Origin of the sequence: Delftia sp. SD018 (genome assembly GCF_017355445.1) — a bacterium.
In the GTDB taxonomy this organism is placed as follows: Bacteria; Pseudomonadota; Gammaproteobacteria; order Burkholderiales; family Burkholderiaceae_C; genus Comamonas; species Comamonas acidovorans.
Map to the genome: position 1 here is coordinate 1 of NZ_JADDRN010000048.1, position 23,048 is coordinate 23,048.

At 62.5% G+C, this 23,048-nt stretch carries 34 protein-coding genes; 26 read left to right on the forward strand and 8 right to left on the reverse strand.

All coding sequences use genetic code 11. The features are described 5' to 3' along the window. The first annotated feature begins 55 nt into the window (after positions 1 to 55). The 12 genes from rpsJ (at position 56) to INR38_RS27395 (ending at position 6,063) form a co-directional block, all read left to right on the forward strand. Positions 56 to 367: a 30S ribosomal protein S10 gene (gene rpsJ / locus INR38_RS27340; RefSeq protein WP_003059431.1), complete on the forward strand. Its 312-nt coding sequence runs from the start codon at positions 56 to 58 to the stop codon at positions 365 to 367. Positions 368 to 577: 210 nt separating this feature from the next. Then, entirely contained in the window at positions 578 to 1,252 is a 675-nt protein-coding gene (gene rplC, locus INR38_RS27345) for a 50S ribosomal protein L3 (protein WP_012202329.1), read from the forward strand. Continuing rightward, entirely contained in the window at positions 1,252 to 1,872 is a 621-nt protein-coding gene (rplD, locus tag INR38_RS27350) for a 50S ribosomal protein L4 (RefSeq protein WP_012202330.1), read from the forward strand. Before rplC ends, rplD begins: the two co-directional genes overlap by 1 nt. Further along, positions 1,869 to 2,183, forward strand: a complete 315-nt coding sequence (gene rplW, locus INR38_RS27355; RefSeq protein ID WP_012202331.1) for a 50S ribosomal protein L23 — start codon at positions 1,869 to 1,871, stop codon at positions 2,181 to 2,183. The genes rplD and rplW overlap by 4 nt, the downstream gene beginning before the upstream one ends. A gap of 2 nt (positions 2,184 to 2,185) precedes the next feature. Then, on the forward strand, positions 2,186 to 3,010 hold the full coding sequence (rplB, locus tag INR38_RS27360; protein WP_012202332.1) for a 50S ribosomal protein L2: 825 nt from the start codon (positions 2,186 to 2,188) through the stop codon (positions 3,008 to 3,010). A gap of 10 nt (positions 3,011 to 3,020) precedes the next feature. After that, positions 3,021 to 3,296, forward strand: coding sequence for a 30S ribosomal protein S19 (rpsS, locus tag INR38_RS27365; RefSeq protein WP_012202333.1), 276 nt, complete (start codon positions 3,021 to 3,023; stop codon positions 3,294 to 3,296). A gap of 10 nt (positions 3,297 to 3,306) precedes the next feature. Then, entirely contained in the window at positions 3,307 to 3,639 is a 333-nt protein-coding gene (gene rplV / locus INR38_RS27370; protein ID WP_012202334.1) for a 50S ribosomal protein L22, read from the forward strand. A 16-nt stretch (positions 3,640 to 3,655) separates the two neighbouring features. Continuing rightward, positions 3,656 to 4,528, forward strand: coding sequence for a 30S ribosomal protein S3 (rpsC, locus tag INR38_RS27375; protein WP_012202335.1), 873 nt, complete (start codon positions 3,656 to 3,658; stop codon positions 4,526 to 4,528). A gap of 2 nt (positions 4,529 to 4,530) precedes the next feature. After that, positions 4,531 to 4,947, forward strand: a complete 417-nt coding sequence (rplP, locus tag INR38_RS27380) for a 50S ribosomal protein L16 (protein WP_012202336.1) — start codon at positions 4,531 to 4,533, stop codon at positions 4,945 to 4,947. 10 nt (positions 4,948 to 4,957) lie between these two features. Continuing rightward, a complete protein-coding gene (rpmC, locus tag INR38_RS27385; protein WP_012202337.1) occupies positions 4,958 to 5,155 on the forward strand; it encodes a 50S ribosomal protein L29 in 198 nt (65 codons plus the stop codon). Between the two features lie 13 nt (positions 5,156 to 5,168). Then, positions 5,169 to 5,438 carry a 30S ribosomal protein S17 gene (gene rpsQ, locus INR38_RS27390; RefSeq protein WP_012202338.1) on the forward strand — a complete coding sequence of 90 codons (270 nt, stop codon included), beginning with the start codon at positions 5,169 to 5,171 and terminating at the stop codon, positions 5,436 to 5,438. A 118-nt stretch (positions 5,439 to 5,556) separates the two neighbouring features. Next, positions 5,557 to 6,063, forward strand: coding sequence for a peroxiredoxin (locus INR38_RS27395; RefSeq protein ID WP_013800250.1), 507 nt, complete (start codon positions 5,557 to 5,559; stop codon positions 6,061 to 6,063). 112 nt (positions 6,064 to 6,175) lie between these two features. Here INR38_RS27395 and INR38_RS27400 read toward each other — a convergent pair whose 3' ends face one another. Next, positions 6,176 to 6,667 carry a GNAT family N-acetyltransferase gene (locus INR38_RS27400; RefSeq protein ID WP_013800251.1) on the reverse strand — a complete coding sequence of 164 codons (492 nt, stop codon included), beginning with the start codon at positions 6,665 to 6,667 and terminating at the stop codon, positions 6,176 to 6,178. 65 nt (positions 6,668 to 6,732) lie between these two features. Next, a complete protein-coding gene (locus INR38_RS27405) occupies positions 6,733 to 7,431 on the reverse strand; it encodes a cytochrome b/b6 domain-containing protein (RefSeq protein WP_207444502.1) in 699 nt (232 codons plus the stop codon). Between the two features lie 158 nt (positions 7,432 to 7,589). Between INR38_RS27405 and INR38_RS27410 the strand changes: the two genes are divergently transcribed. Next, entirely contained in the window at positions 7,590 to 8,036 is a 447-nt protein-coding gene (locus INR38_RS27410) for a cytochrome c (RefSeq protein ID WP_065346892.1), read from the forward strand. 72 nt (positions 8,037 to 8,108) lie between these two features. Here the strand turns inward: INR38_RS27410 and INR38_RS27415 are convergent, their stop codons facing one another. Beyond that, entirely contained in the window at positions 8,109 to 8,612 is a 504-nt protein-coding gene (locus tag INR38_RS27415; RefSeq protein ID WP_097204508.1) for a TlpA disulfide reductase family protein, read from the reverse strand. A 123-nt stretch (positions 8,613 to 8,735) separates the two neighbouring features. On the opposite strand from INR38_RS27415, the gene INR38_RS27420 reads away from it, so the two are divergent. The 4 genes from INR38_RS27420 to ptsP all read left to right on the forward strand — a co-directional run bounded on the left by INR38_RS27420 (position 8,736) and on the right by ptsP (position 12,071). Beyond that, a complete protein-coding gene (locus INR38_RS27420; protein WP_207444501.1) occupies positions 8,736 to 9,353 on the forward strand; it encodes a hypothetical protein in 618 nt (205 codons plus the stop codon). A gap of 125 nt (positions 9,354 to 9,478) precedes the next feature. After that, entirely contained in the window at positions 9,479 to 9,940 is a 462-nt protein-coding gene (locus INR38_RS27425; protein WP_170962107.1) for a PTS fructose transporter subunit IIA, read from the forward strand. After that, positions 9,909 to 10,178 (forward strand): HPr family phosphocarrier protein, encoded by a 270-nt coding sequence (locus INR38_RS27430; RefSeq protein ID WP_012202346.1) that lies wholly within the window; start codon positions 9,909 to 9,911, stop codon positions 10,176 to 10,178. The genes INR38_RS27425 and INR38_RS27430 overlap by 32 nt, the downstream gene beginning before the upstream one ends. Before the next feature lie 117 nt (positions 10,179 to 10,295). Further along, positions 10,296 to 12,071, forward strand: a complete 1,776-nt coding sequence (ptsP, locus tag INR38_RS27435) for a phosphoenolpyruvate--protein phosphotransferase (protein ID WP_012202347.1) — start codon at positions 10,296 to 10,298, stop codon at positions 12,069 to 12,071. A gap of 395 nt (positions 12,072 to 12,466) precedes the next feature. Here ptsP and lipA read toward each other — a convergent pair whose 3' ends face one another. The 3 genes from lipA to INR38_RS27450 are packed head-to-tail and all read right to left on the reverse strand — an operon-like array spanning position 12,467 to position 14,497. Next, entirely contained in the window at positions 12,467 to 13,447 is a 981-nt protein-coding gene (lipA, locus tag INR38_RS27440; protein ID WP_207444500.1) for a lipoyl synthase, read from the reverse strand. Positions 13,448 to 13,457: 10 nt separating this feature from the next. After that, positions 13,458 to 14,183, reverse strand: coding sequence for a lipoyl(octanoyl) transferase LipB (lipB, locus tag INR38_RS27445; RefSeq protein ID WP_207444499.1), 726 nt, complete (start codon positions 14,181 to 14,183; stop codon positions 13,458 to 13,460). Further along, entirely contained in the window at positions 14,180 to 14,497 is a 318-nt protein-coding gene (locus tag INR38_RS27450) for a DUF493 family protein (RefSeq protein WP_207444498.1), read from the reverse strand. The genes lipB and INR38_RS27450 overlap by 4 nt, the downstream gene beginning before the upstream one ends. A gap of 286 nt (positions 14,498 to 14,783) precedes the next feature. Between INR38_RS27450 and INR38_RS27455 the strand changes: the two genes are divergently transcribed. From INR38_RS27455 to INR38_RS27495, 9 genes are all read left to right on the forward strand, one after another. Beyond that, positions 14,784 to 15,266 carry an ATP synthase subunit I gene (locus INR38_RS27455; protein WP_012202351.1) on the forward strand — a complete coding sequence of 161 codons (483 nt, stop codon included), beginning with the start codon at positions 14,784 to 14,786 and terminating at the stop codon, positions 15,264 to 15,266. 21 nt (positions 15,267 to 15,287) lie between these two features. Next, the gene (gene atpB, locus INR38_RS27460) at positions 15,288 to 16,151 is read left to right on the forward strand and encodes a F0F1 ATP synthase subunit A (protein WP_012202352.1); all 864 of its coding nucleotides are present in this window, start codon (positions 15,288 to 15,290) and stop codon (positions 16,149 to 16,151) included. Between the two features lie 51 nt (positions 16,152 to 16,202). Continuing rightward, the gene (atpE, locus tag INR38_RS27465) at positions 16,203 to 16,451 is read left to right on the forward strand and encodes a F0F1 ATP synthase subunit C (RefSeq protein WP_011803767.1); all 249 of its coding nucleotides are present in this window, start codon (positions 16,203 to 16,205) and stop codon (positions 16,449 to 16,451) included. A 35-nt stretch (positions 16,452 to 16,486) separates the two neighbouring features. After that, a complete protein-coding gene (locus INR38_RS27470; RefSeq protein WP_012202353.1) occupies positions 16,487 to 16,957 on the forward strand; it encodes a F0F1 ATP synthase subunit B in 471 nt (156 codons plus the stop codon). 12 nt (positions 16,958 to 16,969) lie between these two features. Then, positions 16,970 to 17,509: a F0F1 ATP synthase subunit delta gene (locus INR38_RS27475; protein WP_012202354.1), complete on the forward strand. Its 540-nt coding sequence runs from the start codon at positions 16,970 to 16,972 to the stop codon at positions 17,507 to 17,509. Positions 17,510 to 17,557: 48 nt separating this feature from the next. Beyond that, entirely contained in the window at positions 17,558 to 19,111 is a 1,554-nt protein-coding gene (atpA, locus tag INR38_RS27480; protein ID WP_012202355.1) for a F0F1 ATP synthase subunit alpha, read from the forward strand. Between the two features lie 18 nt (positions 19,112 to 19,129). Next, a complete protein-coding gene (gene atpG, locus INR38_RS27485; RefSeq protein ID WP_043824939.1) occupies positions 19,130 to 20,002 on the forward strand; it encodes a F0F1 ATP synthase subunit gamma in 873 nt (290 codons plus the stop codon). Positions 20,003 to 20,036: 34 nt separating this feature from the next. Beyond that, on the forward strand, positions 20,037 to 21,446 hold the full coding sequence (gene atpD, locus INR38_RS27490) for a F0F1 ATP synthase subunit beta (RefSeq protein ID WP_012202357.1): 1,410 nt from the start codon (positions 20,037 to 20,039) through the stop codon (positions 21,444 to 21,446). 160 nt (positions 21,447 to 21,606) lie between these two features. Then, entirely contained in the window at positions 21,607 to 22,023 is a 417-nt protein-coding gene (locus INR38_RS27495; RefSeq protein WP_012202358.1) for a F0F1 ATP synthase subunit epsilon, read from the forward strand. 65 nt (positions 22,024 to 22,088) lie between these two features. On the opposite strand, the gene INR38_RS27500 is transcribed toward INR38_RS27495, so the two are convergent. Further along, positions 22,089 to 22,349, reverse strand: coding sequence for a hypothetical protein (locus INR38_RS27500; RefSeq protein WP_097204505.1), 261 nt, complete (start codon positions 22,347 to 22,349; stop codon positions 22,089 to 22,091). 108 nt (positions 22,350 to 22,457) lie between these two features. Continuing rightward, a complete protein-coding gene (locus INR38_RS27505) occupies positions 22,458 to 23,000 on the reverse strand; it encodes a TPM domain-containing protein (protein WP_012202360.1) in 543 nt (180 codons plus the stop codon). Positions 23,001 to 23,048: the final 48 nt, after the last annotated feature.

Here is a 23,048-nt window from a genome sequence, read left to right on the forward strand (position 1 = left end):
TGCTGGCGTGGTTGCAAAGATCATTGCGTAATTCTTGGAAAACTAGGAATACACAATGTCCAAGCAAAAAATCCGCATCCGCCTGAAGGCGTTTGACTACAAGCTGATCGACCAGTCGGCTGCTGAAATCGTTGACACTGCCAAGCGCACCGGCGCGATCGTCAAGGGTCCCGTGCCCCTGCCGACACGCATGAAGCGTTTCGACATCCTGCGCTCGCCGCACGTCAACAAGACCAGCCGCGACCAGTTCGAAATCCGCACTCACCAGCGCCTGATGGACATCGTTGACCCGACTGACAAGACGGTTGACGCTCTGATGAAGCTGGACCTGCCCGCAGGCGTGGACGTCGAGATCAAGCTGCAATAAGAACTTCACGGCCCCTTGCTGGGCCGTTGAAGGGCTTTGATTTAACGCGAACTTGCTTGAAAAGGCAGTTCGCGTTAAAATTTGGGGCTTCGCCTTTCTTGAGCGAAGTTTTATCAACCTTCTTTCGTGCGCAAGGCCTTGGACATCTGGGGCGGGAGCGCAACGCTGGGCCAATTGCAGTTTCAGCGGCGAAAGTTTTGGAGCAAACAAATGAGTCTGAGCAACTCCCTCGGGTTGCTGGGTCGCAAGGTGGGCATGATGCGTCTGTTCACCGATGACGGGGACGCAGTGCCCGTCACGGTGGTGGATGTGTCCAACAACCGTGTGACTCAGGTCAAAACCCAAGAGAACGATGGCTACGTGGCCCTGCAGGTCACTTTCGGTTCGCGCAAGGCATCTCGCGTGACCAAGCCAGAAGCCGGCCACCTCGCCAAGGCAGGTGTCGAAGCCGGTGAAGTGATGGGTGAATTCCGCGTGACCGAAGAAACCGCTGGCAAGTACGCCGCAGGCTCTGTCCTGCCCGTCGCCGAGCTGTTCTCGGTGGGCCAGAAGGTGGACGTGCAAGGCACTTCCATCGGTAAGGGCTTCGCCGGCACCATCAAGCGTCACAACTTCCGCTCGCAGCGCGCCTCGCACGGCAACAGCCGTTCGCACAATGTTCCCGGTTCCATCTCGATGGCCCAGGATCCAGGTCGCGTGTTCCCGGGCAAGAAGATGACCGGTCACATGGGCGATGAAACCATCACCACCCAAAATCTCGACGTGGTTCGCATTGACGAAGCACGCCAACTGCTCTTGATCAAGGGCGCTGTTCCGGGCTCCAAGGGTGGCTTCGTGACGGTGCGCCCCGCCATCAAGGCCAAAGCTTCCAAGGGAGCGAACTAATGCAGCTCGAACTCCTGAATGAACAAGGCCAGGCCGCATCCAAGTTCGATGCGCCCGAGACTGTTTTCGGTCGTGAATTCAACGAAGACCTCGTCCACCAGATCGTGATCGCCTACCGTGCCAACGCACGTCAGGGCACTCGCGCTCAGAAGGACCGCGAGCAGGTTCGTCACACGACTGCCAAGCCGTTCAAGCAAAAGGGCACCGGCCGTGCTCGTGCCGGTATGTCTTCCTCGCCTCTGTGGCGTGGCGGCGGCCGCATCTTCCCGAATCTGCCTGAAGAAAACTTCACGCAGAAGATCAACAAGAAGATGTACCGCGCCGGTATGGTTGCCATCCTGTCGCAGCTGGCCCGCGAAGGCCGTCTGGCCGTGGTGGACTCGCTCAAGCTCGAAAGCCCCAAGACCAAGGTGCTGGCCGACAAGTTCAAGGCCATGAACCTGGAATCGGTCATGGTGATCGCTGAAGAAGTCGACGAGAACCTGTACCTGGCTTCCCGCAATCTGAAGAACGTGTTCGTGGTCGAGCCGCGCTACGCCGACCCCGTGTCGCTGGTGCACTACAAGAAAGTGCTCGTCACCAAGGGTGCGATCGACAAACTCAAGGAGATGTTCGAATGAGCACGCTCAAGTTTGACGAAGGTCGTCTGATGCAGGTGTTGGTTGCTCCCATCGTGTCCGAAAAGGCCACCATGGTTGCCGAGAAGTCCAACGCCGTGACGTTCAAGGTGCTGCAGAGCGCCACCAAGCATGAAATCAAGGCCGCCGTGGAACTGATGTTCAAGGTGGAAGTTGCTGGTGTCTCCGTGGTGAACATCAAGGGCAAGACCAAGCGCTTTGGCAAGACCACTGGCCGCCGCGACCACGTTCGCAAGGCCTACGTGATGCTCAAGCCCGGTCAAGAGCTGAACCTGTCCGGGGAGGCTGCGTAATCATGGCTGTTATCAAGCTCAAACCGACGACCCCCGGCCAACGCGGCACGGTCAAGGTCACGCGTGACCATCTGCACAAGGGTGCAGGTTTCGCCCCCCTGCTGGAGCCTCAGCACCAGAAGTCGGGCCGTAACAACAACGGTCACATCACCACCCGTCACAAGGGCGGTGGCCACAAGCACCACTATCGCGTGGTGGACTTCAAGCGCACCAAGGACGGCATCCCCGCCAAGGTCGAGCGCATTGAGTACGACCCCAACCGTACGGCCCACATCGCTCTGGTGTGCTATGCCGACGGCGAGCGTCGCTACATCATTGCTCCGCGCAACCTGGAAGTCGGCGCAACGATCGTCAGCGGTTCGGAAGCCCCGATCCGCGTGGGCAACACCCTGCCGATCCGCAACATCCCCGTGGGTTCGACCATCCACTGCATCGAACTGAAGATCGGCGCTGGCGCGCAGATCGCCCGTTCGGCAGGTACGTCGGCTACGCTGCTGGCCCGTGAAGGCATCTACGCCCAAGTGCGTATGCGTTCCGGCGAAGTGCGCAAGGTGCACATCGAATGCCGCGCGACCATCGGTGAAGTCGCCAACGAAGAACACAGCCTGCGCCGTCTGGGCAAGGCCGGTGTGAAGCGTTGGATGGGTATTCGCCCGACCGTTCGCGGCGTGGTGATGAACCCTGTCGATCACCCGCACGGTGGTGGTGAAGGCAAGACCGGTGAAGGTCGTCACGCTGTTGACCCATGGGGCAACCTGACGAAGGGCTACCGTACCCGTAACAACAAGCGCACGCAGTCGATGATTGTGTCGCGTCGCAAGAAGTAAAGGGTAGCAAATGACTCGTTCTCTTAAAAAGGGTCCGTTTGTTGACCATCACTTGCTGGCAAAGGCCGAAAAGGCCGTCGCCACCAAGGACAAGAAGCCCGTCAAGACCTGGTCGCGTCGCTCCATGGTTCTGCCCGAGTTCATCGGTCTGACCATCGCCGTGCACAACGGCAAGCAGCACGTGCCCGTGTATGTGACTGACCAGATGGTCGGCCACAAGCTCGGCGAATTCGCGCTGACCCGTACCTTCAAGGGTCACCCGGCGGACAAAAAAGCCAAGAAGTAAGGAATAGAACATGTCTGAAACACGTGCTGTTCTCCGTGGCGTCCGCCTGTCTGTGGACAAGGGTCGCCTGGTCGCGGACCTGATCCGCGGCAAGAAAGTGGACCAAGCCCTGAACATCCTGACGTTCACGCAGAAAAAAGCTGCCGTGATCATCAAGAAGGTGCTCGAGTCCGCCATCGCCAACGCCGAGCACAACGACGGCGCCGACATCGACGAACTGAAGGTCAAGACCATCTTCGTCGAACAAGGCACCACGCTCAAGCGCTTCACCGCGCGTGCAAAGGGCCGCGGCAATCGCATCAGCAAGCCCACGTGCCACGTGTACGTGACGGTTGGCAACTGAAAGGCCTGGGAAGAATATGGGACAGAAAATCCATCCTACCGGCTTCCGCCTGGCTGTTAGCCGCAACTGGGCCAGCCGTTGGTACGCAAGCAACCGTGACTTCGCCGGCATGCTGGCCGAAGACATCAAGGTGCGCGAGTTCCTGAAGGCCAAGCTGAAGAATGCCGCCGTGTCGCGCATCCTGATCGAGCGTCCTGCAAAGAACGCCCGCATCACGATCTTCTCGGCACGTCCTGGTGTCGTGATCGGCAAGAAGGGCGAGGACATCGAGAACCTGAAGAAGGAACTCGCAACCCGTCTGGGCGTGCCCGTGGCTGTGAACATCGAAGAAGTGCGCAAGCCTGAAATCGATGCCAAGCTGATCGCCGATTCGATCTGCCAGCAGCTCGAAAAGCGCATCATGTTCCGCCGCGCCATGAAGCGTGCAATGCAAAACGCCATGCGTCTGGGTGCCCAAGGCATCAAGATCATGTCTTCGGGCCGTCTGAACGGTATCGAAATTGCACGTTGCGAGTGGTATCGCGAAGGCCGTGTGCCACTTCACACACTGCGCGCCGACATCGACTATGGCTTCTCCGAAGCCAAGACGACCTACGGTGTGATCGGTGTGAAGGTCTGGGTCTACAAGGGTGACACGCTGGGTCGTAACGACCTGCCGGCAGCCGAGACCCCCCGCCCCGAAGAAGAACGTCGTCCTCGCGGCCCCCGCCGTGATGGTCGCGGCGATGGTCGTCGTGACGGTGCTGGCCGTGGTGCCCGCCGCCCCGCAGGCGCTAACGCAGCACCTGCTGACGGCAGCGATAAGCCCGCCGGCGCTGGCGCTGATTCCGTTAAGCGCGTTCGCAAGACTGACGCGCCCGCTACAGCAGCGGACGGTAAAGGAGAATAAAGATGCTGCAACCTGCTCGCCGCAAATACCGCAAGGAGCAAAAGGGTCGCAACACCGGTATCGCAACGCGTGGTAACTCCGTTGCTTTCGGTGACTTCGGCCTGAAGTCCACTGACCGTGGTCGCCTGACGGCGCGTCAGATCGAAGCGGCTCGCCGCGCGATCTCGCGTCACGTCAAGCGTGGCGGTCGTATCTGGATCCGCGTGTTCCCGGACAAGCCAATCTCTACCAAGCCCGCAGAAGTGCGTATGGGTAACGGTAAGGGCAACCCCGAGTACTACGTGGCCGAAATCCAGCCCGGCAAGGTGCTCTACGAAATCGTGGGCGTCCCTGAAGAGCTGGCTCGTGAAGCGTTCCGCCTGGCCGCTGCAAAGCTGCCGCTGCGTACGACCTTCGTGTCCCGTCAAATTGGTGCCTAAGGAGAACAACATGACGAAAGCTGCTGAACTCCGCCAAAAAGACGTTGCCGGCCTGGAAGCCGAAGTGAAGTCCCTGCAAAAGGCTCACTTTGGCCTGCGTATGCAAAAGGCTACGCAACAGCTGGGTAACACGAACACGCTGCGTACCACGCGCCGTGACATCGCCCGCGCCAAGACCATCCTTGCTGAAAAGCAAGCTGCCAAGTAATCAGGAAGCCGACATGACGGAAGCTAAAAAATCCCTCAAGCGCACCTTGATTGGCAAGGTGGTCAGCGACAAGCGTGCCAAGACCGTGACGGTCATGGTTGAACGCCGCGTCAAGCACCCGATCTATGACAAGATCATGATCAAGTCCAGCAAGTACCACGCTCACGACGAGCAAGGTGAATACAAGCTGGGCGACGTGGTTGAAATCACGGAAAGCCGCCCGCTGTCCAAGACCAAGAACTGGGTTGCTACCCGCTTGGTGCAAAAGGCTGCTCTGGTGTAAGCCTACACAGGCCCACCGGCTGCAAGGCCACAGGAAACGACCCACAATGTGGGTCGTTTTTTCGTTTGGGGACCACCATTTCGGCGGCCCCCGGTTTTGCACCACAAAGGAGATAGAGATGATCAAAGTCGGAGATGCCCTGCCCGCTGCCACCCTGATGGAATACGTGGAAGTCGAAGGCAATGGCTGCAGCATCGGCCCCAACCCCGTGAAGCTGCCCGAAGCCGCTGCCGGCAAGACCATCGCGGTCTTCGCCGTGCCCGGCGCATTCACTCCCACCTGCTCGGCCAAGCATGTGCCCGGCTTCGTGGAGCAGGCCGAAGCCTTCAAGGCTGCCGGCGTGGACGAGATCTGGTGCCTGTCGGTCAACGACGCCTTCGTGATGGGCGCGTGGGCCCGTGACCAGAAGACCGACGGCAAGGTGCGCATGCTGGCCGACGGCGATGCCGCCTTCGCCAAGGCCACCGGCCTGACGCTGGACCTGAACGGCAAGGGCCTGGGCCTGCGCAGCAACCGCTACTCCATGCTGGTCAAGGACGGCAAGGTCGCCACACTGAATGTGGAAGGCCCTGGCAAGTTCGAAGTCAGCGACGCTGCCACCCTGCTGGGCCAGGCCAAGGCCTGATCCTGATCGTGCTGCAGGCCTGCCGGGCCTGGGCACCGCGCTTTTGCGAAAAAAGGCATTGCACCCAGGTGCAATGCCTTTTTGTATTTCAGGGGGCTGCCTCCGCCGGGCCCTAGAAGATATCGGCCTTGAGGTAATGCGCCCCTGCGATGGGGTTGTGATAGTAGGGCGGGATTTCCTCGAAGCCCAGGTCCGTGTAGAGGGCGCGCGCCGACTCCATGTCGTCCAGCGTGTCCAGCAGCACATGGTCATAGCCGGCCTGGCGCGCCACATCGAGCATGGCCTCGGCGAGCTGGCGGCCCAGGCCGAAACCGCGAAAGGCCTTGCGCACGAACAGGCGCTTCATCTCGGCGGCGTTGGCGTAATCGCAGTTGTCCAGCGGACGCAAGGCGCAGCAGCCGGCCACGGCGCCATCGACCTTGGCCAGCAGGATGTGGCCGCGCGGCGATGCGTAGTCGCCAGGCAGATCGGCGATCTCGGCCTCGAAATCTTGAAATTGCAGATCGACATCCAGGCTTGCGGCGTACTCCTGGAAGATCTGGCGGACTTCGTCCATGTCTTCCAGGGGATTCGGCGCCAGCAAGGCGACAGCAGGCTTGTCCACGGGCACTTGGCTAAAACGACTGAAAACGCAGTGTAGCGGCAAGCTGGCAACATCTGGCCACGCCGTCAGAAAGCACCCCCCAGCTGCTGCACCCACCATGCGGCGGCCCCCGCCACCAACGCCAGGACCAAGGCCAACAGGCGGCTGGCTGCCGTGTCGCGTGAAGAGGGCAGGGGTTCGGGCAAATGCTTGTCTCCCGTCACCATGGCGCGCACCAGACCCCGTCCGCGCCAGGCATAGAACAGGATGGCCAACAGGTGCAGGGCCACCAGCGCGTACAGCAGATACTGCCCCCAGTGCGCGTGGTAGGCGGTGGCCTGTGCCACGGTGTCGCCCGATACAAAGCGGCCCAGCGGCCCGGAGAACGCAATCTCGTCGTCGCTGAGCAACCCGCTGCCCACCTGGGCGATCAGCACGGCCAGCATGGCAAACACGGACAGGGCGCCCAGCGGGCTGTGGCCTGCGCTGTCGCTCTCCGTTCCTTGTCCCCGCACATGGCGCAGCACGGTGGCGGGCGCGTGGATGAAGCTGGCAAATCGCGACCAGCGGCCGCCCACCAGGCCCCAAAGCAGGCGGAACAGCAGCAGGGCCAGCATGGCATGGCCCAGCAGCAGATGCCAGTTCATGGCATTGCCGCCCAGCTTGGCCGTCACGACCAAGCCGACCACCGTTACGGCCAGCAGCCAGTGAAACAGCCGGGTGGGCAGGTCCCAGATGCGGACCTTGTGCTTGGCGGCGCCTTGTGCGGTCGATTCTTGTGCCATGGCATGAAAGCTGGGATGGGGATGGGGCATTGTGCCGCCCCGCATTCCTGCGAGCACCAGGAATGCACCCTGGCCGTGGTCAATCAAAGCGGCGCCGGCAAGATGCCGCTGCCATACTGGTCCGGCAGATTTCCCCACACTCCCAAAGGAAAACCACGATGAAGAAAGTTTCTGCATGGGCGCTGGCCGCCCTGGTGGCCGCCACGGCGCTGCCCGCGTCCGCACAGTTCGCCAAGTCTGAAGACGCCATCAAGTACCGCCAGGGCGCGCTCGCCGTGCTGGGCCAGCATTTCGGGCGCCTGGGCGCCATGGCGAACGGAAAGATCCCCTTCGATGCCAAGGCGGCCCAGGAAAACGCCGAGGTGGTGGCCTTCATGGCCAAGCTGCCTTGGGCCGCGTTCGGCGCGGGCACGGAAGGTGGAAAGGCCAAGCCTGAAATCTGGAAGGAGCAGGCCAAGTTCCAGGACCTGTCGGAGAAGATGCAGGCCGAGACGGTCAAGCTCGCGGCTGCGGCCAAGTCCGGCAACCTGGACCAGCTCAAGGCCGCCTTCGGCCCGGCCGCCGCCAGCTGCAAGGCCTGCCACGACAGCTTCCGCAGCCGTTGAGCGGCGGGCGGAGGATGCACCAATGAAAAACCGGCCTGGTGCCGGTTTTTTTGTGCCCTGGTCTGCGCTGTATCAGGCCTCTGCCAGCAGCTTCTCGATCAGCCGATGCAACTCAGCGAAGTCAGGTGCGCCCACATAGCGCTTCACGATTTCGCCGCGCTTGTTGACGATGTAGGTGGTGGGAGTCAGTTGCACATCACCCCAGGCCCGGGCCACGGCGCCGGTGTTGTCCAGCGCGACCTTGAAAGGCAGCTTGCGCGAATCGGCGAAGTTCACCACATAGCTGGGCGGGTCGTAGCTCATGGCCACGGCCAGGGTCTCGAACCCCTGGCTCTGGAATTTCTGGTGGGTGGCAACGATCTCGGGCATCTCGGCCACGCAGGTGGTGCAGCTGGTGGCCCAGAAGTTCACCAAGGTCACCTTGCCCTTGAGGTCGGCCGTGGTCTGCTTGCTGCCGTCCAGCAGCACGAAGGTGGACTGCGGCGCCGCCGTCTGGCCGGCACCCGAATACACCCATGCGCCCATGCCGGCGGCTGCGGCGATCACCACGCCTGCGATCCAATGTTTGCTTGCCATAGCGACGATTGTGCCCAAAGTTGCGCCCGAAGGCCTGCACGCATGCCGTGCACCGCCTTTCGATGCGCGGCAAGGGCAAAAGTTCGGGGCTCGGACAGGTCGGGCCATGCCGATAATGCCGGCATGACATTGATGGAAAGCTTTTCGAAAGCAAAGGGCCGCGCTCTGGCCCTGCGGCTCGGCGCCGCGATGCTGGTGTTGGCGCCCCTGGCCGCCTGCAGTCCCCGGCTGGATTGGCGGCAGGTCGCGGTCGAAGGCACGCCGCTGCGCGTGCTCTTGCCCTGCGATCCGCAATCCGCAACACGGCCGGTGGAGCTGGGCCAGGGCATGGGCACGGTGCAGATGTCCATGATGGGATGCGACGCCGATGCGTCGACCTACGCGGTGTCCCACTTCCTGGTCAGCGAGCCGTCCAGAGCCGCCGAGATGCTGTCGTACTGGCAGGCAGCCGTGCTCGGCCAGATGAACCCGGGTGCTCCGGGGCAGGCACCGGCAGGCGCCAAGCAACTGCGCTCCAAGGAAGATGGCCCTTTCCTGCCTGCAGGCGCACTGAATCTGCCGCAGTCGCTGCGCACCACGTTTGAAGGCGTGGGGCCCCAGGGCTGGAAGCTCACCGCCCATGGCGTGTGGTTTGCACGAATTGAGCCGGCAGGCGCGCGCCTCTACCATGCCGTGATCTACAGCGACAAGCCGCGCACAGACGAGGCCAACAACTTCTTCGCCAGCCTGCAACTGCAATAGCAACGGCAACAGGTTTCGGAGCCACGGATGCGGGAGGCAGCTGTGGCATGGAACGCAGTGCAGGCGCGCCGGTTGCCCTGCATGCGCCTGCGCACGCCATAATCGACTCCGAACCCTGTGACTTCATGACCACGCGCATCCTTTTGTTCACCCACGCACCTTTGGCCCATGCACTGCGCGAATGCGCCTTGCATGTGTTCGCCGACAGTGCCGAGGACGTCCTTGCCCTGGATGTGCCCGCTCAGGAGCCGCCCGAGGCCACCCTGATGCGTGCCGAGCAGTTGCTTGAGGACCATGGCGGCCTGGTGGCGCTGCCCACGCTGGTGCTGACCGACCTCTTTGGCGCGACGCCCTGCAACGTGGCGCAGCGCCTTGTGGCGCAGCTGCCTGCGGGGCGACTGGTGGCCGGAGTGAACTTGCCCATGCTGCTGCGCTCCATAGGCTATCGCCACGAGGCGCTGGAAGCCGTGGCCGAGCGTGCCTTGGCGGGAGGCAGCCATGGGGTGATGCAGGTGGGCGTGAACACGCCTCAGAACCAGAGTCCGCGACCATCCAATGATCAAGACCCCTATAACCATCAGCAATAAACTGGGCCTGCATGCCCGCGCCTCCGCCAAGCTCACCAAGCTTGCAGGCAGCTTTCCCTGCGAAGTCTGGATGAGCAAGGGCGAGCGGCGCATCAATGCCAAGAGCATCATGGGCGTGATGATGCTGGCTGCCGGCATGGGCTCCGAGGTGCTGCTGGAAACCGAAGGACCGCAGGAGCAGGAAGCCATGGATGCGCTGACGGCCCTGATCAACGACAAATTTGGCGAAGGCCAGTGATGGGCCTCCGCTGCGCTGGCAGACGGTGAGCGCAAAAGAGCAACACGCGCCGGGCCCGGACGATGCCGCATTGCGACGGCCCGGGGCCTGCGCAGCAGCAGGCAAAGGACAGGCGCAATGACGTTTGCAATCCACGGACTGGCCGTTTCACGGGGCATTGCGATAGGACGCGCGGTGGTGGTGGCCTCCAGCCGCATGGAGGTGGTGCACTACTTCATCCGGCCCGACCAGGTGGACGCGGAAATCGACCGCGCCCGCAGCGCACGCAACGCCGTCATCGACGAGCTGCGCCGTCTGCAGGATGAAATGCCCCAGGATGCGCCGGGCGAGCTCGATGCCCTGCTCGACGTCCACCTGCTGCTGTTGCAGGACGAGGCCCTGGCCGCCGCCATCAAGCACTGGATTTCCGATCGTCTCTACAACGCCGAATGGGCGCTGACCACGCAGCTCGAGGTCGTCTCGCGCCAGTTCGACGAGATGGAGGACGAGTATCTGCGCGAGCGCAAGGCCGACCTGGAGCAGGTGGTCGAGCGCATCCTGCGCTACATGAAGGGCATGGCCAGCCCCGTGCCCGCGCCTGCCGCGCTGCCGCGAGCCGATGCAACGGGGGAGGGCGCGCCGCAGCAGCCGCTGCTGCTCGACGAAGTCACCGATGTGCCCCTGGTCCTGGTGGCGCAGGACCTGTCGCCGGTGGACATGCTGCAGTTCAAGAGCCGGCTGTTTGCCGGCTTCATCACGGCCGTGGGCGGGCGGACCTCGCACACGGCCATCGTGGCGCGCAGCATGGACATCCCGGCCGTGGTCGGCGCGCGCGCGGCCAGCCAGCTGATCCGCCAAGACGACTGGATCATCATCGATGGCAACGCAGGCGTCGTCATCGTCGATCCTTCTCCCATCATCCTGGCCGAATATGGCTTTCGCCAGCGCCAGAACGAGCTGGAGCGCGAGCGCCTCTCACGCCTGCGCCACACGCCCGCGCTGACGCTGGACGGAGAGCGCATCGAGTTGCTGGCCAATATCGAGCAGCCCGGCGACGGGCCTGCGGCCGTGCATGCAGGCGCCGTGGGCGTGGGGCTGTTCCGCACGGAATTCCTGTTCATGGGGCGCGGCGGCAACCTGCCCGGTGAGGAGGAGCAGTACCGCGCCTACCGCGAGGCCGTGGACGGCATGCAGGGCATGCCCGTGACCATTCGCACGCTGGACGTGGGCGCCGACAAGCCGCTGGACAAGGCACAGCCCAAGGATTACTACCTGAACCCCGCGCTGGGTCTGCGCGCCATCCGCTGGAGCCTGGCTGACCCGGCCATGTTCCGCACGCAGTTGCGCGCCATCCTGCGTGCGGCGGCGCATGGGCAGATCCATCTGCTGTTTCCCATGCTGGCCCACCAAAGCGAGATCGAGCAGACCCTGGCCCAGGTGCGGCTGGCGCAAAGCGAACTCGACGCGCGAGGCGTGGCCCATGGCCCGGTCAAGCTGGGCGCCATGATCGAAGTGCCTGCGGCCGCGCTGATCGTGCGCACTTTTTTGCGTTACTTCGACTTCCTGTCGATCGGCACCAACGACCTCATCCAGTACACGCTGGCCATCGACCGCGCCGACGAGACCGTAGCCCATCTCTATGACCCCTTGCATCCCGCCGTGCTCAAGCTGGTGGCGGACGTGATCGCCGAAGGAAGGGCGCAGGGCAAGAGCGTCTGTGTCTGCGGGGAGACCGCCGGGGATGTGGGCATGACGCGCCTGCTGCTCGGCCTGGGTCTGCGCAGCTTTTCCATGCATCCGGCGCAGATCCTGGTCGTAAAGCAGGAAATTTTGCGCGCCGACACACGCAAGCTGACTGCCTGGGCGCAGGAAGTCCTCCGCTCGGACAGTCCCGCAGCGCTGCTGGGACCATGAATTCATGCAGGCGAGGATGCGCAGAAAAAAAGATTTGCAGCTTTAGTTGCGATTGATTCTCATTCGATGCTATGATCTGCCCCAATGCAGTAAGAAACTCTCTGGTGGGGAATTCGAGCTGCAAGCCTTTTTCAGTTTCATCGTGGGGCGACTCGCCAGGCCTGTTCAGCCTGCAGCAAGTCGGTTTGCCAGCCAGCGGTCTGCCGGTTAGCCAGGCTTTTTTTCTACGATGCCAGAAGAGGCAACATCGCCTCCAATTCAAGCAGAGCATGCGTCAGCGGCTCTGCTTTTTTGTTGCCTGCGCGTCTTGATGTGTCGTCATGCGGCCATGAAAAAGCCCTCGGCAGCAGGGCTGGCGAGGGCTGGGCATTGAGGGCCGCCTGGGTGCGGCGAGCTCAAACGCCTGCGGCGTGTGCCTGCTGATCCGCGTGGTAGCTCGAGCGCACCATGGCGCCCACGGCGGCGTGCGTGAAACCCATCTTGTAGGCTTCTTCCTCGAACATCTTGAAGGTGTTGGGGTGCACGTATCGGCGCACTGGCAGGTGGCTGTTGCTGGGCGCCAGGTACTGGCCGATGGTCAGCATGTCGATGTCATGGGCGCGCATGTCGCGCATCACCTGCAGGATTTCCTCGTCGGTCTCGCCCAGGCCCACCATGATGCCGCTCTTGGTCGGAACCTTGGGGTGCAAGGCCTTGAACTTCTTGAGCAGGTTCAGCGAGAACTGGTAGTCCGAGCCGGGACGCGCTTCCTTGTACAGGCGCGGTGCGGTCTCCAGGTTGTGGTTCATCACATCGGGAGGTGCGGCCTTGAGGATTTCCAGCGCACGGTCGTCGCGGCCACGGAAGTCGGGCACCAGGATCTCGATCTGGGTCAGCGGCGAGAGCTCGCGGATGTTCTTGATGCACTCCACGAAATGGCCCGAGCCGCCGTCGCGCAGGTCGTCGCGGTCCACGCTGGTGATCACCACGTACTTCAGGCGCAACTCGGCAATCGTCTTGGCAAGATTGAGCGGCTCGTTGGTGTCCAGCGGGTCGGGGCGGCCGTGGCCCACGTCGCAGAACGGGCAGCGGCGCGTGCACTTGTCGCCCATGATCATGAAGGTGGCCGTGCCCTTGCCGAAACATTCGCCGATGTTGGGGCAGGAGGCTTCCTCGCAGACCGTGTGCAGCTTGTTGGCGCGCAGGATGTCCTTGATCTCGTAGAAGCGCGTGGTGGGGCTGCCCGCCTTGACGCGGATCCACTCGGGCTTCTTGAGGGCCTCGCCATGCTCGACCTTGATCGGGATGCGCGAAAGCTTCGCTGCCGCCTTCTGCTTGGCCAGCGGGTTGTACTCGGCTTGGGACTGCGCTTCGCGCACGACGGTGTTGGTGGTCATGGTTCTGGATTCAGGGGGCTAGGCGGCGCTGCAACTGTCGTCCCAGCACGCGCGCGGCTTCGTCCCAGGTTGTCTGAACGCCGATTGTAGAAAGGTCCACCGTTTGCAGTCCTGCATAGCCGCAAGGGTTGATCCGTTCGTAGGGTTCCAGGTCCATGGCGGCATTCAGGGCAACGCCGTGATAGGTGCAATGCCGGCTGACCTTGATGCCCAGGGCTGCAATCTTGCCCAGCCCCGAAAAATCGGGCTGGGGCGCGGGTGAGCCGGGTGCGCGCAGTTGCGGGCGCTGGGGCAGCATGGCATGGCTGCGAGGGTCGTCGAGGCGCACGTAGATGCCGGGGGCACCTTCCACGCGGTGGCCGGTGATGCCGAAATGCTCCAGCGTGCGGATGACCGCATCTTCGATGCGGAACACGTATTCCTTGACGAAGTAGCCCAGGCGCTGCAGATCCAGCAACGGATAGGCGACCACCTGGCCCGGGCCGTGGTAGGTGACCTGCCCGCCGCGGTTGGTTGCGACCACGGGAATGTTGCCGGGGCTCAGCAAGTGGTCACTTTTCCCGGCAAGGCCTTGCGTGAAATGCGGGGCGTGCTCGCAGATCCAGAGCTCGTCGCGCGTGCCGGCATCGCGGCCGCTCGTGAATGCCTGCATGGCCTGCACCGTGGCTTCGTAGTCGGTGCGGCCCAGCAGGCGCAAGTCCAGAGTCTGCGCAAGCTCGGCGGCTGGGGCGCTCAAAGCACCACTTTCACAAGCGGGTGCGAGGTGAACGCCCGGTACAGGTCGTCGAGCTGCTCGCGGCTGGTGGCCGTCACCGTGACGGTGACACCCAGGTATTTGCCGCTGCTGCTGGGGCGCAACTCGATGGTGCCGGGGTCAAAGGCGGGGTCGAAGCGCTCGGCGATCTGGGTGATTTCATGCACCAGATGCTCGGCCTTGATGCCCATGACTTTGATGGGAAACTGCGACGGATACTCGATCAACGAGTCCTTGCGCGGGTCCGCGCCCGGCGCGGCTGCTGGTGCGGAGGAGGGGGTGGGGGCGTCGGTCATAGGTGAATCAAGGTTAATCGCTTGGCGTTGGAGGCGATTGTGCGCTATCGTTCGCGGCCATGTCGCAGCCTGGGGCTGCCGCGCCGCCGGTCACGAAAACTCCACACACAACAAACAAGCTGCCTGCGGTGCGAGGCTGGCGTTGTTGGCCTGCTGCCACACAGCCAGGCTGCCGCCGCCGTTTTGGGCATGCCCGTAACAACCCCTATCGTTCGGCAGGGGTTTTTACTTATAATCAGAGGCTTTGTGAAAAAGTCTTGTCTGGTCTGCGGCCTTCGAGAACTCAATGAAAAACTACGCCGCTGACACAGACGCTGACAGGGAACTTGAGGGCGAGGATTCCGACTTCAAGCCCCTGACCTCCGAGGAGGCTCAGGAGTGGCGCACGCGAAACCCGCAGATGTCTGTGTGGCGCTTCGTGGTGGTCCAGGCGGTGGTTGGCGTGCTGGTAGCACTGGTCGCGTGGCTGGTGACGGGGCGCGCCGAGGTCGGATGGTCGGCTGCCTATGGCGCCTTGTCGGTGGTGCTGCCGGCTGCGCTGTTTGCGCGCGCCGTCGTGCGCAAGAGGCCTGGCGGCGCTGCAGCCGCCATGGTGGGAATTTTTGGCTGGGAACTGGTGAAGCTGGTGCTGTGCATTGCCATGCTGGCGGCTGCACCCAAGCTGGTCCCGGGGCTGAGTTGGCTGGCGCTGCTGGCGGGCTTGGTGATCGTCATGAAAACGTATTGGGTCGCGCTGATAGTGCGGGCCAATGTCCGAAAAACCGATTGATATTTGAAGAGAAGTTGACCGATGGCCGCAGACGCGCACGCACCTACTGCAAGTGAATACATCGTTCACCACCTGCAGCACCTCCAGAACATCAAGCAAAAGTCGATCATCGACTTTTCGGTCATCAACCTGGACTCGATCGTCGTCAGCGCCACGCTGGGCGTGCTGAGCCTGTTCGTGCTGTGGCTTGCCGCGCGCAAGGCCACATCGGGCGTTCCGGGTCGCTTCCAGGCGGCTGTAGAGCTGCTGGTCGAGATGGTGGACAACCAGGCCAAGGCCAACATCCACAACGCGCAAAGCCGCAAGTTCATCGCCCCGCTGGCACTGACCGTGTTCGTCTGGATCTTCATGATGAACGCCATGGACATGCTGCCCGTGGACCTGCTGCCGGTACTGTGGCAGGGCGTCCAGGGTGACTCGCACGCCTACCTGCGTGTCGTTCCCACGGCTGACCTCTCGACCACGCTGGGCCTGTCCTCGGCCGTGCTGATCCTGTGCTTCTTCTACAGCATCAAGATCAAGGGCATGGGCGGCTGGGCCCACGAACTGGTGACCGCTCCGTTCGGCACCAGCAAGAATCCCGTGTTTGCACTGATCCTGGGTGTTATCAACCTGGCCATGCAGATCATTGAATATGTCGCCAAGACGGTTTCGCATGGCATGCGACTGTTCGGCAACATGTACGCTGGTGAGTTGGTGTTCTGTCTGATCGCTCTGATGGGCGGTGCGGCTGCCATGTCGCTTTCCGGTGTGTTGCTCCCCTTGGGGCACATCATTGCAGGCTCTATCTGGGCGATCTTCCACATTCTGATCATCACCCTGCAGGCCTTCATTTTCATGATGCTGACGCTGATCTATCTCGGCCAGGCACATGAAGCCCACTGACCATTTCCTTTCCCTCTCAACCTTTCTCTTTCTTTAATCTCAGGAGTCATCATGGAAAACATTCTCGGTCTCGTCGCTCTGGCTTGTGGTCTGATCGTTGGTCTGGGCGCTATCGGCGCTTCGATCGGTATCGCCCTGATGGGTGGCAAGTTCCTGGAATCGTCGGCACGTCAGCCTGAGCTGATCAACGAACTGCAAACCAAGATGTTCATCTTGGCCGGTCTGATCGACGCTGCCTTCCTGATCGGTGTTGCTATCGCTCTGCTGTTCGCTTTCGCCAACCCCTTCGTCCTGGCCTAAGCTCCGATCAACGCCCTAGATAGAAAGGTGTTGCCGTGAGTATCAACGCGACCCTGTTCGTCCAGGCCATCGTTTTCCTGATCCTGGTGCTGTTCACGATGAAGTTCGTGTGGCCCCCGATCGCGAAGGCGCTGGATGAACGAGCTCTGAAAATCGCCGATGGCCTCGCTGCTGCCGACAAGGCCAAGACTGACCTGGCCGCCGCCAACAAGCGCGTCGAGCAGGAACTGGCCCAGACGCGCAACGAAACGGCATCGCGGCTTGCGGACGCCGAACGCCGTGCCCAGGCCATCATCGAAGAAGCCAAGGCCCGTGCCTCCGAAGAAGGCAACAAGATTGTTGCTGCTGCCCGCGCCGAGGCCGAGCAGCAGACAGTCCAGGCCCGTGAAGCCCTGCGCGAGCAAGTGGCTGCGCTGGCCGTCAAGGGCGCCGAGCAGATCCTGCGCAAGGAAGTGGATGCCGGCGTCCATGCCGACCTGCTGAACCGCCTGAAGACCGAGCTGTAAGGAAGAGCAAACATGGCAGAACTCGCCACCATTGCCCGTCCTTACGCAGATGCCCTGTTCAAGGCCAGCACCCAGCAGGGTGCTGACCTGTCCGGCACTGTTGCCTGGGCGGAGGAATTGGCGGCGATTGCCGCCAATCCGCAATTGCGCCAGCTGGCCGACGACCCCAAGGTGACCGACGAACAACTGTTCGACGTCATCAGCGGCGTGGCCGGCTCGGCATTGCCTGATGCCGCTCGCAACTTTCTGCGCGTCATCATTGAAAACGGCCGACTGCAAGCCCTGCCAGAAGTGGCGGCCCAGTTTCGCAGCCTCGTGAACCGCGCCGGTGGCTCGTCCGACGCCGTGGTTCAAAGCGCTTTTCCCATAGATGCTGCCGCTCTGGCTGCCCTCGGGACTTCGCTGGAGAAGCGTTTCGGCCGAAAGCTGAACCTGTCGGTGCAGCAAGATCAGTCCCTGATCGGTGGCATCCGCGTCGTGGTGGGTGATGAAGTTCTTGACACGTCCGTCAAGGCCCGCCTGGAACAAATGAAAGCGGCCCTCATTGCGTAACAACGCGACTGAGGTCTCGGCTAACCAAAGCTAAAGAAGGAAAGAGTCATGCAACTCAATCCCGCAGAAATTTCTGAACTGATCAAGAGCCGCATCGAGGGTCTGGCTGGCAGCAGCGACATCCGTAACGAAGGCACCGTGGTTTCGGTGACCGACGGTATCGTGCGCGTGCACGGCCTGTCGGACGTGATGCAAGGCGAAATGCTGGAATTCCCCGCAGGCAAGGATGGCCAGCCCTCCTTCGGCCTGGCGCTGAACCTCGAGCGCGACTCCGTCGGCGCCGTGATTCTGGGCGAGTACGAGCACATCTCCGAAGGCGACACCGTCAAGTGCACGGGCCGCATTCTGGAAGTGCCCGTCGGCCCCGAACTCATCGGCCGCGTGGTCAACGCCCTGGGTCAGCCGATTGACGGCAAGGGCCCGATCAACGCCAAGATGACGGACGTGATCGAGAAGGTCGCTCCCGGCGTGATCGCACGCCAGTCCGTGGACCAGCCCCTGCAGACCGGCATCAAGTCCATCGACTCGATGGTGCCCGTCGGCCGTGGCCAGCGCGAACTGATCATCGGCGACCGCCAGACCGGCAAGACCGCCGTGGCCATCGACGCCATCATCAACCAGAAGGGTCAGGGCGTTACCTGCATCTACGTTGCGATCGGCCAGAAGGCTTCCTCGATCAAGAACGTGGTGCGTGCCCTGGAGCAGGCCGGCGCGATGGAATACACCATCGTCGTGGCTGCCACCGCTTCCGAATCCGCTGCCATGCAGTACGTGTCGGCCTACTCCGGCTGCACGATGGGCGAGTACTTCCGCGACCGCGGCGAAGACGCCCTGATCGTCTATGACGACCTGTCCAAGCAAGCCGTGGCCTACCGCCAGGTTTCGCTGCTGCTGCGCCGCCCCCCGGGCCGCGAAGCCTTCCCCGGCGACGTGTTCTATCTCCACAGCCGCCTGCTCGAACGTGCAGCCCGCGTGAATGCCGACTACGTCGAAGCCTTCACCAAGGGTGAAGTCAAGGGCAAGACGGGTTCGCTGACGGCACTGCCCATCATCGAAACCCAGGCCGGTGACGTGTCGGCCTTCGTGCCCACGAACGTGATCTCGATCACGGACGGCCAGATCTTCCTGGAAACCAGCCTGTTCAACGCCGGTATCCGCCCCGCCATCAACGCCGGTATCTCGGTGTCGCGCGTCGGTGGTGCTGCACAGACCAAGCTGGTCAAGGGCCAGTCCGGCGGTATCCGTACCGACCTGGCGCAATACCGTGAGCTGGCTGCCTTCGCGCAGTTCGCCTCCGACCTGGACGAAGCCACCCGCAAGCAGCTGGACCGCGGTGCCCGCGTGACCGAACTGCTCAAGCAGGCCCAGTACAGCCCCCTGTCCACCGCTTTGATGGGCGCTTCGCTGTTCGCAGTGAACAAGGGCTACATGGACGACATCCAGGTCAAGCAAGTGCTGGCTTTCGAGTCTGGTCTGCACCAGTTCCTGAAGACCAGCCACGGCGCCCTGATCGACAAGCTGAACGCTTCCAAGGCCATGGACAAGGATTCCGAAGCCGAATTGAACGCCGCCATCGCTGCGTTCAAGAAGTCGTTCGCTTAAACCGGACGAGGAGCCATCATGGCAGCAGGTAAGGAAATTCGCGGCAAGATCAAATCGGTGGAAAACACCAAGAAGATCACCAAAGCCATGGAAATGGTGGCCGCATCCAAGATGCGCAAGGCGCAGGAACGGATGCTGGCTGCACGCCCGTACAGCGAAAAGATCCGCAACATTGCAGTCCATCTTGGCCAAGCCAACCCCGAGTACGTGCACCCGTTCATGCAAGTGAACGGTGATGCAAAGACAGCCGGCGTCATCGTGGTGACGACGGACAAGGGGTTGTGCGGCGGCATGAACACCAACGTGTTGCGTGCTGTCACGGCCAAGCTGCGGGAGCTGCAGGATCAAGGCGTGTCGGCAGAAGCAGTGGCCATTGGCAACAAGGGTCTGGGCTTTCTGAACCGTGTCGGCGCCAAGGTGGTTTCGCACGCGACGGGTCTGGGCGATACGCCCCATCTGGAAAAGCTGATCGGCCCTGTGAAGGTGCTGCTCGATGCATATGCAGCGGGCAAGCTGAGCGCGGTGTACCTGAGCTACACCAAGTTCATCAACACCATGAAGCAGGAATCGGTGGTGGAGCAGTTGCTGCCCCTGTCGTCCGAGAGCATGCAGGCCGAGAAGACGTCTGGCCATAGCTGGGACTACATCTACGAACCCGACGCGCAGTCCGTGATCGACGAGCTGCTCGTGCGCTACGCAGAGTCCCTGGTCTACCAAGCTGTCGCGGAAAACATGGCGTCCGAGCAATCGGCGCGCATGGTGGCCATGAAGGCCGCTACCGACAACGCAGGCAGCGTCATTGGCGAGTTGAAGCTGGTCTACAACAAGACGCGCCAGGCAGCGATCACGACCGAGCTGTCGGAAATCGTGGCCGGCGCCGCTGCTGTGTAAAGCAGCTCAACAGACAAACTAATTGGAGCAAAAAATGGCTCAAGTGCAAGGCAAGATTGTTCAATGTATTGGCGCTGTGGTGGACGTCGAGTTCCCCCGCAACGCAATGCCCAAGGTGTTCGATGCCCTGAAGCTCGACGGCTCGGCCCTGACGCTGGAAGTGCAGCAACTGCTGGGTGACGGCGTTGTGCGTACCATCGCCCTGGGTTCGTCCGACGGTCTGCGTCGCGGCCTGATGGTGTCCAACACCGGCAACCCCATCACCGTGCCCGTGGGCAAGGCGACGCTGGGTCGCATCATGGACGTGCTGGGCAACCCCATCGACGAACGCGGTCCCGTGGATCAGGCGCTGACGGCTCCCATCCACCGCAAGGCACCGGCTTATGACGAGCTGTCGCCTTCGCAGGAACTGCTGGAAACCGGCATCAAGGTGATCGACCTGATCTCGCCCTTCGCCAAGGGCGGCAAGGTGGGTCTGTTCGGTGGCGCCGGTGTGGGCAAGACCGTGAACATGATGGAACTCATCAACAACATCGCCAAGGGCCACGGTGGTCTGTCGGTGTTCGCCGGTGTGGGTGAACGTACCCGCGAAGGCAATGACTTCTATCACGAAATGTCGGACGCCGGCGTGGTCAACCAGGAGTCGCTGAACGACTCCAAGGTGGCCATGGTCTACGGCCAGATGAACGAACCCCCGGGCAACCGTCTGCGCGTGGCGCTGACCGGCCTGACCATGGCCGAAGCCTTCCGTGACGAAGGCAAGGACGTGCTGTTCTTCGTGGACAACATCTACCGCTACACGCTGGCCGGTACCGAAGTGTCCGCTCTGCTGGGGCGCATGCCTTCCGCCGTGGGCTACCAGCCCACGCTGGCCGAGGAAATGGGCCGCCTGCAAGAGCGCATCACCTCGACCAAGGTCGGTTCGATCACTTCCATCCAGGCCGTTTACGTGCCTGCCGATGACTTGACCGACCCCTCGCCTGCCACGACGTTCGCCCACTTGGACTCGACCGTGGTGCTGTCGCGTGACATCGCTTCGCTGGGTATCTACCCCGCCGTCGATCCGCTGGACTCCACCAGCCGCCAGCTGGACCCCCAAGTCGTGGGTGAAGAGCACTACAAGGTGGCCCGTGAAGTGCAGGGCACGCTGCAGCGCTACAAGGAACTGCGCGACATCATCGCCATTCTGGGCATGGACGAGCTGGCTCCTGAAGACAAGCTGACCGTGGCCCGCGCCCGCAAGATCCAGCGTTTCCTGTCGCAGCCTTTCCACGTGGCCGAAGTGTTCACTGGCGCTCCCGGCAAGTACGTGTCGCTGGCTGAAACCATCCGTGGTTTCAAGATGATCTGCGCTGGCGAGTGCGATCACCTGCCCGAGCAGGCCTTCTACATGGTTGGCACCATCGACGAAGCCTTCGAGAAGGCCAAGAAACTGGCGGCTTGAGCCTGCGGCACCCCCTGAGCGACTGCGTCGCTTCCCCCTCTCTACCCGCTTCGCGGGGGAGGGGGACGACACCCTCGCTGCGGGGTGGCCCTTGCTCGGTGTCCCCGATCTGGGCCCTGCCGGTTCCAAGTTCCAGTCCCACCTTTTCTGAGGAGCAAAGATGAACACCATCCACGTTGATGTGGTCAGTGCCGAAGAGTCCATCTTCTCCGGTGAAGCGCGCTTTGTCGCCCTGCCCGGTGAATCCGGCGAACTGGGCATTTTTCCCCGCCACACTCCGCTGATCACGCGCATCAAGCCCGGCTCGGTGCGTATCGAGATGGCGGACGGCAGCGAAGAGTTCGTCTTCGTGGCCGGCGGCATCCTGGAAGTGCAGCCCAACTGTGTGACCGTGCTGTCCGACACCGCCATCCGCGGTGCTGACCTGGACGCCGAGAAGGCCGAGAAGGCCAAGCTCGAAGCCGAGGAAGCACTGAAGAACGCCAAGAGCGAAGTCGATCTGGCGCGTGCCCAGTCCGAGCTGGCCGTCATGGCCGCTCAGATCGCGGCCTTGCGCAAGTTCCGCCAAAAGCGCTGAGCCCTCCCGGGACCAGCCGCAAAAAAGCCGCCCTCGGGCGGCTTTTTTCATGGTGCGCAGGCGTCTCAGTCGCCGCAGCGGGCCTGGTACACGTAGGTCACGGCATTGTCCTTGGGGTCCACCGTGCGTGACTTGTGCGTCACGGCCTTGGCGGGCACGGGGCACAGGGCACGGATCTGTTGCTCGCAGCGCTTGGGGTCGTCTTCGCGCAGCTTGCAGCTGAGCACATAGTCATATTCCTGCGAGTCGTCGAGGATGGGGCTTGCGCAGGCGCTCAGGGTCAGCACGGTGGCCAGCAGGCCCAGGCGGGCCAGGGTGTTCTTCATGGTGTGGATGCTCCTTGATGAAATGGCGTGACGCTATCACAGCCTCCGTGCCCGCGATAGCTTGATGAAGGGGGTGGCTCGGCCCGGCCTGCGCAGCCTGCCTGCCTTTCAGTGGTGCTGTATCACGACAGCATCGGGAAGATTGTCGCTGCCATCGTGCACAGGCTGGAGCGGGTCACGCGGAAAGTTGGTTTCAAGCAGCAGGCTCACGCGCTCCAGGGCTGCTGTCATGCCCATGGCGTAATGGCCGCCCTGAAAGGCGGCACCCATGTCGCTGATCAGCGTTTGCCATTGTTCCGCCGGCAGGGTGCGCGCCAGGGCGCGGTCGGCGACGATTTCGATGGCGTGGTCGGCCAGCAGCAGATAGATCAGGGCACCGTTGTTGTGTTCGGTATCCCAGACGCGCAGCTTGCCGAACAGCGTGATGGCGCGCTCGCGCGGCGTGGCGTCGCGCCACAGGTAGCTGGGCGGCAGTCCGGGTTCGACGCAGATGCGAATCTGGCCTGTATGGCGCTGCTCGCTCATGGTGATCAGGCGCTCCAGCTCCGCCAGGCTTTCAGGTGGGAGTGCACGGCGCAACTGCCCTTCGGCCCAATGGTGGCGCAGCAGCCGGAGCAGACGCTGAACAAAGCCTGTGATTGCAGCCGCCATCTCACCAACTCCCCGAGGCGCCGCCGCCCCCGAAACTGCCGCCTCTGC